The sequence below is a fragment of the Oceanospirillum multiglobuliferum genome (assembly GCF_900167095.1).
In the GTDB taxonomy this organism is placed as follows: domain Bacteria; phylum Pseudomonadota; class Gammaproteobacteria; order Pseudomonadales; family Halomonadaceae; genus Oceanospirillum; species Oceanospirillum multiglobuliferum.
On record NZ_FUXG01000032.1, the window covers coordinates 19,965 to 27,134 of the forward strand.

A 7,170-nucleotide genomic window follows, 5' to 3' on the forward strand; every position below is an offset into this window, starting at 1 on the left:
ATGGAGACTATTATTCGCTCAGCCATGAGCCGTAGTCGTGCTTCTTTGTTTATCTTATTAATGTTGGTAATAGGCGGAATTGGTGCCTACATCTCGATCCCTAAAGAAGCCAACCCCGACGTCACTATCCCTATTATTTATGTTTCTATGAGCCTTGAAGGTATCGCACCTGAGGATGCTGAGCGCCTACTGGTAAGGCCTATGGAGCAAGAGCTACGTTCCCTTGAAGGCGTAAAAAAGATGACCGCAGTCGCGGGGGAAGGCCACTCTTCGGTAACGTTGGAGTTTGATGCTGGCTTTGATCCTAAAACTGCGATGCAAGATGTACGGGAAAAGGTTGATAGCGCACAGGCCAAATTACCAGCAGAAGCAGACGAAGCCAGCGTACATGAAGTCAATGTATCGTTGTTTCCTGTTTTGTCTGTGGGTCTTTCAGGCCCAGTGAGTGAACAAAATTTAGTGTATATCGCCCGTCGCTTAAAAGATGAGATTGAAGGCATCGCAGAGGTTTTAGAGGTTGATATTGCAGGCGATCGCCAAGACTTACTTGAAGTGATTGTCGACCCACAAGCGATGGACAGTTACAACCTTGATTACAGTACACTATATAACCTTGTGTCGAGCAACAACCGCTTGGTTGCCGCTGGTAGTCTAGACACAGGCTCAGGCCGTATGGCACTGAAAATCCCAGGCGTGATTGAAAATCTGCAAGATATTATGACCATGCCCGTGAAAGTGGTAGGCGACAAGGTCATTACCTTCCAAGAAATTGCAACGGTTCGACGGACATTTACCGATCCTACAGGCTTTGCCCGTATTAATGGTCAGCCTGCGGTGGTGTTAGAAATTTCAAAGCGAGCTGGTGCTAATATCATCAACACTGTAGCTCAAGTAAAAGCCCTACTGGAAATTGCCAAAGCAGAAATGCCACCTGAGTTAGAGGTGAGCTTTATCATGGATCAGTCTTCAGAAGTTGAAAGTATGCTGTCTGATCTGCTGAATAACGTGATGACCGCGGTGATTTTAGTGCTGATTATCATGTTAGGAGCGATGGGCGCTCGTTCTGCTTTGTTGGTTGGCTTGACCATTCCTGGTGCATTTTTAACGGGCATATTAGTGGTATGGGGCATCGGCTTCACCATGAATATCATTGTGCTGTTTTCTCTGATATTAGTGGCTGGGATGCTAGTTGATGGCGCCATTGTAGTCTCGGAGCTGGCCGATCGACACCAGCAAGAGGGCTTTCCCCGTAACGAAGCTTGGGCAAGAGCCGCAAGCCGTATGGCATGGCCAATTATTGCTTCAACCCTAACCACTATTATGGTGTTTTTGCCGTTATTGTTCTGGCCTGGGGTGATGGGTGAGTTTATGAAGTACTTGCCCGCTACAGTGATGATCTGTTTGTTTGCCTCGTTAGCAATGGCCTTAATCTTTTTACCTGTAATGGGTAAGGTGATGGGTAAAAAAGAACAAGTGGATCAGATAGGACTCAGCGCAAAAGCGTTTAATGATATAGATTTGAACCATAGTCACAACCCTAGCTCGGCGGGTAAAGGCTATCGTCAGATACTCTTGGCGATGTTAAAGCGCCCTGCTCTCTCTTTAACTGCACTGCTAACGGTTATGGTGCTAATCTATGCAGCTTATGGAAAGTACAATCACGGCGTTGAGTTTTTCCCAGACGTAGAGCCTGAATCTGCTCAACTACAAGTGCGTACTTTAGGTGATTTTTCTGTCTATGAAAAAGATGCCCTACTCAAACGGGTAGAAGACCGCTTACAAGGCTTGCCTGAGGTTAAAACGCTTTATGCTCGCTCATTTGCAAACGCCTCCAGCCAATTAGCAGAAGATGTAATAGGTGTTTTGCAGTTTCAATTTTTAGATTGGGAGGAGCGTCGGCCTGCCAGCAAAATTTTAGAACAGATGCGAGAGCTAACCGCAGATATTCCCGGCATTATTTTAGAGTTTCGAAAACAGGAAGGCGGCCCATCTAGTGGTAAGCCTGTTGAACTGCAAATCAGTGGCTCTGACCCTTCTGCAATTAATGAGGCTGTACAACAAACTCGAGATCTAATGGATCAACTAGGTGGTTTTATTGATGTTAACGATGATCGGGCTTTACCGGGTATTGAATGGCGCTTTCAGGTGGACCGTGCCCTCGCTGCTCAGTATGGTGTGACCGTTTCAGGGGTAGGCAATGCTGTGCAACTGGTTAGTAATGGTCTCAAACTAGCCAGTTATCGCCCAGAAGATGCTAATGATGAGGTTGATATTCGTATTCGCCTGCCAGAATATGCACGCACATTGGATCAACTACACCGTCAGTCTATTAATACATCTAAGGGGCAAGTACCACTTAGCAACTTTGTTACCCTAACTCCTGCACCTAAAACAGGGATATTACGCCGAGTGGATGGTAAACGTACCATTACCATAAAAGCGGATGTTGCTGAGGGCCAGCAAGTTGATGAACGTTTGAAAGCTTTAAAAACAGCAGTAAAACAGTTGCCTGACAGTGTGCAAGTACGTTTTGCTGGTGAAGATGCTGATCAGCAAGAGTCAATGATATTTCTATCAACTGCTTTTGTGGTAGCAATACTACTGATGATGCTAATTCTAGTCATTCAGTTCAATAATTTATATCAAACCTTCTTGGTACTCTCAGCCATTGTTTTCTCAACAGCAGGGGTGTTGCTGGGTTTACTGATAAATGGTCAATCATTTGGTGTTGTGATGGTGGGCATGGGGGTTATTGCTTTGGCTGGTATCGTGGTGAACAACAATATCGTATTAATTGACACCTACAACCAGATGCGTAAAGAGGGTATGTCTGCGTTTGAGTCTGCACTAGAAACGGGCTGCTTACGTCTACGCCCTGTATTGTTGACTGCAACCACAACTGTATTAGGTTTGATGCCTATGGTACTGAGTGTCAATGTTAACCTTATTGAGCACAACTTAGGCTGGGGTGCACCCTCCACACAGTGGTGGACTCAATTATCAAGTGCTATCGCAGGTGGATTAGCCTTTGCAACTTTGCTTACGCTATTTTTAACCCCCTGCATGTTAGTACTAGGCGATAAAATTTCTCAGTGGTCGCCCAGACTAAATTTAAAACGCCATCAATCACTTTAAATGCAATATTTTTTATTAAGAGCCTATGCATAAGCCATTCTTTCAAGGAATTTCATTGAACACTCAATGTCGAAACAGATTAACATTAAATGTTTATGCTTTTCTTATCTGCACTTTTGCCTTGGCTCTTTTACTGTTACCACAGCAGAGTCAAGCGCGTTCGGCTAAAAAAACCACTGCACCAATCTCTGTTGCAAAAGTGGTCGCTGTAACAGGACAGGTTGAAGTTTTCTCAGAGAACCATACTCTGCGCCCACTTGAGACAGGTTCTATTATTCAACAAGGCGATAAAATTAAAACTTTCTCAGGCGCATCGCTTAAGCTCAAAATGCTTGATAATAGCTCGCTTACAATACAAGAAAACCAAAATATCGCTATTAATGACTATCGGGTTATGTCTGAACCGATAGGAGAAATTTTGTTTTTACATGGTAAAGCGGAGCTGTGGTCTCAATATGATGAAGTACGGCTCTTAAAGAAAGGAAGCGTGATTTATCAAGGTGATCGCATCAAAACCAGCGATGCCAGTAGCGTACAAATTAAAATGGTCGATCAAGGTTATTTTGCTGTACGACCTAATAGCGAAGTAGAAATAAGCGAGTACATTTTTAATAAAGGGCTTGCTGATCGAGTCAATGCAAAACTCATTTCCGGTGGTCTACGTTCTATTACGGGCCAAATTGGCCAAGCTAATAAAAAAAGTTTTCGCCTTAGTACTCCCGTAGCTACGATGGGTATTAGAGGTACGGACTTAGTCGCATTTTATGTGCCTGAAACATCTAGTCAGCAAATTGGCGCGCAAAGTGGTAGTTATTTGCAAGTGCTATCTGGTGAAGCTGTTTTAGCCAATCAAGTGGGTATACAGTCTGTAAAAAAGAATGAAGTTGCTTATACTGCCAGTAGTAATGTTTTACCTGTCAGCTTGGATGAGACGCCTGAATTATTTAATCAGCCTACTTATGAGCAAGAGATTGCTGGTGTTAATGACATCATTACAACACCTGAAGTAATACTTCCAGCATGGAAAAGCTCAGGTATGATGATAACAGGCTATAGTGCCAAGAGGGGGATTAGTTATTTAACACAGACTAGAGAAAGCCCCCAGCTGTTAACTTTAGGGGCAATGGAAAACTCAATTAACACCTATAGCAGCATTTCAGGTTTTGGCTTGCAACTGAACTATCAGGAGGTTGCAGCTGAACATCAGCAAGGACCTCTGTTTTATGCAGGGATTGAATACCTAAGAGATCAAGCTAAAAACATTGAATATGGCTCAACCCATCAAGCTTTTTGGTTGGGTACAAAGCTTCAAATCAATGATAAGTTAAAGCTGGATATTGACTACCAAAACCTATCAGTCGATCAAAATACTGCAACCACAACTGCTTTTATTGATGTTGCTCAGCTGCTACAGCTGACGCTGCAAGCAAGGTTGAATAAAAGGCTAGCCCTCACTTACCATGCTCAACATTTAAAAACTGAAAGTGCTCTTTGGCAGGATAAATCCCAGTCTATTGGAGCTGGATTTATCTATAATTTTGAAACTTGGCATACTTTGGTTGCAGCTCAACTGATGAAGGGTCATTACACAGAACAAAAAACGAAACAGCTGCTTTTTGATGCTGACTCAATGACGAACCTTCAGCTACAACTTAATAGCCAGATAAAACCTTGGCTGAGTAGTGCTATAAACTTGTCAAGCCGCACAGTTAGCCCTCCTTTTGCCCATAATCAAACACATCAATACGCACAAATCATACTAAAAGCAGAAGTAAGCCCTCAGTTTGCAGTTGTGGCTACATCAGGCTGGCAGCGAGCGGACCTCAAAAATCATAGGTTGAACGAGGTTAAACTGCAGTTCCAGTTTTAGATTTGTGCAATGGCAAACAAAGCCTAAAGCAACTGCCTTGGGGCTGATGAGTACCAACATATTGTACGTCAGCCCCAAGATCCTCTAGCTGTTTACGCAACATAAACAAGTTTAAACCAACTCCTTTTGCATTAGGTAATTGATCGAAATGCAAACGAGAGAATGGTTGAAACAGCTTGTCTCGCTTATTTTCTGGTATCCCTAAGCCCGTATCACAAACCCACAGTTCACAATATGCATCTGTTTGATGCACCTGCAACTCGATTTTACTATTACCATGAGTGTATAAGCAGGCATTGTCTAATAACACTTTCAGCGCATGATTCAGTATCGAAACAGGTAGTTGAACCTCGACTGCCGTTTCTCCCATTACAGGGCTGACTAATTCAATGTGGGTGCCTTTAGCTTTCAGGCTGCCTTGGTACTCAAACAACAAAGGGGTTATCACCTGATCAAGGCTACAGTGCTCATTTTGCAACTCTTCATGTTTTACACCTAAGTCAGATAGGTTTAAAACCTGATTAACAATCTCTAATAATCGATCACTGGCCGTATGAATTTCAGATAACTGTTCAAGTTTATCGGGGTCAGTTTCTTCAAATTGTAACAGCTGAGTAAAACCTGAAATAGCATTCAAAGGTGTACGCATTTCATGACTCATACGGGCGGTAAAACGAGATTTCTCTTCACCAGCAAGCTCAGCCGCTTTCAATGCTTTGAAAAGTGCATCTGTACGCTCACGTACTAACTCTTCTAATTTCTGTTTATGCTCTTCAAGCTGCCTTTCTGCTTGTTTTCGGCGGGCAATTTCACCATCAAGCCAGTTACCCTCTTGCTGAACTTTGCGTATATAAATAGCGATACAGGCACCTGATATCAGTAAAAAACCTATCAGCCAAGGAATGAGCTGTTGATAAAAGTCATCTGCGCGATAAAGAGGCTTCCAACATAAAATAGCAATAGTTTCATTGTTAAGATTCTGGATAGGCATATAAGCCTCTGTAATACTCGTCTCAATCGCACTATGTTGGTGTTTTGAGTGATCGGTAAGAGACTCCAGCCGCAGCCCCTCGGCATTCTGTAGCTGCTCTAACTCTTCTAATAGAGTAGGGTTTACTGCCTTTGCAACTAAAAATGCAGTTCTATCTTGTTCGCTGGGCATTAGTTCTAGGTTATCTGATGTGATCAGTGACGTACCGATGATATAAAGCTGTTGTCCAATATAGATATAGCCCGACAAGATTTCTGGTGGTTTCTTTTGCCAGTGTACCTGTAAACGCTCAAACACTTTCATTCGAGTTAGTGCTTCAGAAATGGCCTCGGCTTGGAGCTGAAGTTCAATCTCTTCATTTTGGTACAGCCACAATATACCTTCGGCATTAAATATTGCCGTAAAATCAAGATGGAAGCTGGTATTCAAATAATCGGCAATATTACGCTTAGCCCAAGACTCGTCCACCGTGCCTGTTGCAACAATATTGTCGCTAAAAATCAAAGTTTCTTCCCAAAATGCATAGTCTTTTGTTAGTAACTTTTGATTTTTTAATATTGCGGAAGTCGCACTACTCATACCTTGTTCAGCTAAATCAATCACAACTTTATTTTGTTGGATACGTGCTTGATATAACACCCAAGCTGAAACCATAGCTGCAATAAAAATAACTGCGAAGACTGGATAAGACATTCTTAAAAATCGTGCACTGGTTTTCGAATGCATGCGTGAACTCAACTTATTAATCTATCAACTTAGTAATGGGTGCAAAATCAGCCACTAGCACCTTGATACCTGCTGCCCCAAAATCAACTGTAATTCTAGTTTGAGCGCGGTTATCAACCTGAGTAATTAGCAAAACTCCGCGTAAACCCTCGCCCAATCGGGCGGGGATACAAGCGGGAACCGCGCAGCGGTTCTAATCAGGTGTCGCCTGACTTTGCACATACTCTTTCAGTGTTTTGATCGTTGCCCCGCCTGCACTGCAGGCAAAGTAAGAACGTGACCAGAGCGCTGCACTTTTGCTTTGCCGGGGGATATGGGTATTGAGTATGCGTATCCGGCGTGATGAAACCGATTTCAGGTTGTTCACCATGACGCTGATCGCCAGCTTCGGCGGATAAGCTATCAGCAGGTGAACATGATCTGATTCACCGTCCATTTCCAGTAGGTC

General features: G+C 43.2%; 5 protein-coding genes. 2 read left to right on the forward strand and 3 right to left on the reverse strand.

Annotated features, from left to right (window positions below; translation table 11 throughout):
• Both B5D26_RS15205 and B5D26_RS15210 read left to right on the forward strand, forming a co-directional pair.
• Positions 1 to 3,135 carry an efflux RND transporter permease subunit gene (locus B5D26_RS15205; RefSeq protein WP_078746572.1) on the forward strand — a complete coding sequence of 1,045 codons (3,135 nt, stop codon included), beginning with the start codon at positions 1 to 3 and terminating at the stop codon, positions 3,133 to 3,135.
• A 121-nt stretch (positions 3,136 to 3,256) separates the two neighbouring features.
• Positions 3,257 to 5,005: a FecR domain-containing protein gene (locus B5D26_RS15210; RefSeq protein ID WP_159445686.1), complete on the forward strand. Its 1,749-nt coding sequence runs from the start codon at positions 3,257 to 3,259 to the stop codon at positions 5,003 to 5,005.
• On the opposite strand, the gene B5D26_RS15215 is transcribed toward B5D26_RS15210, so the two are convergent.
• From B5D26_RS15215 to tnpA, 3 genes are all read right to left on the reverse strand, one after another.
• On the reverse strand, positions 4,983 to 6,722 hold the full coding sequence (locus B5D26_RS15215) for a sensor histidine kinase (RefSeq protein ID WP_078746574.1): 1,740 nt from the start codon (positions 6,720 to 6,722) through the stop codon (positions 4,983 to 4,985). The genes B5D26_RS15210 and B5D26_RS15215 overlap by 23 nt on opposite strands.
• Before the next feature lie 16 nt (positions 6,723 to 6,738).
• Positions 6,739 to 6,879, reverse strand: a complete 141-nt coding sequence (locus tag B5D26_RS16710) for a hypothetical protein (protein WP_407668542.1) — start codon at positions 6,877 to 6,879, stop codon at positions 6,739 to 6,741.
• A gap of 36 nt (positions 6,880 to 6,915) precedes the next feature.
• Positions 6,916 to 7,170: IS200/IS605 family transposase (gene tnpA / locus B5D26_RS15220; protein ID WP_143833096.1), on the reverse strand; the 255-nt coding region annotated here is incomplete at its 5' end.

Bases quoted from the DNA above. Each gene is read 5' to 3' on its own strand.
- B5D26_RS15205 (WP_078746572.1), top strand. From the start codon at position 1: ATGGAGACTATTATTCGCTCAGCCATGAGCCGTAGTCGTGCTTCTTTG.
- B5D26_RS15215 (WP_078746574.1), bottom strand. From the start codon at position 6,722: ATGCATTCGAAAACCAGTGCACGATTTTTAAGAATGTCTTATCCAGTC.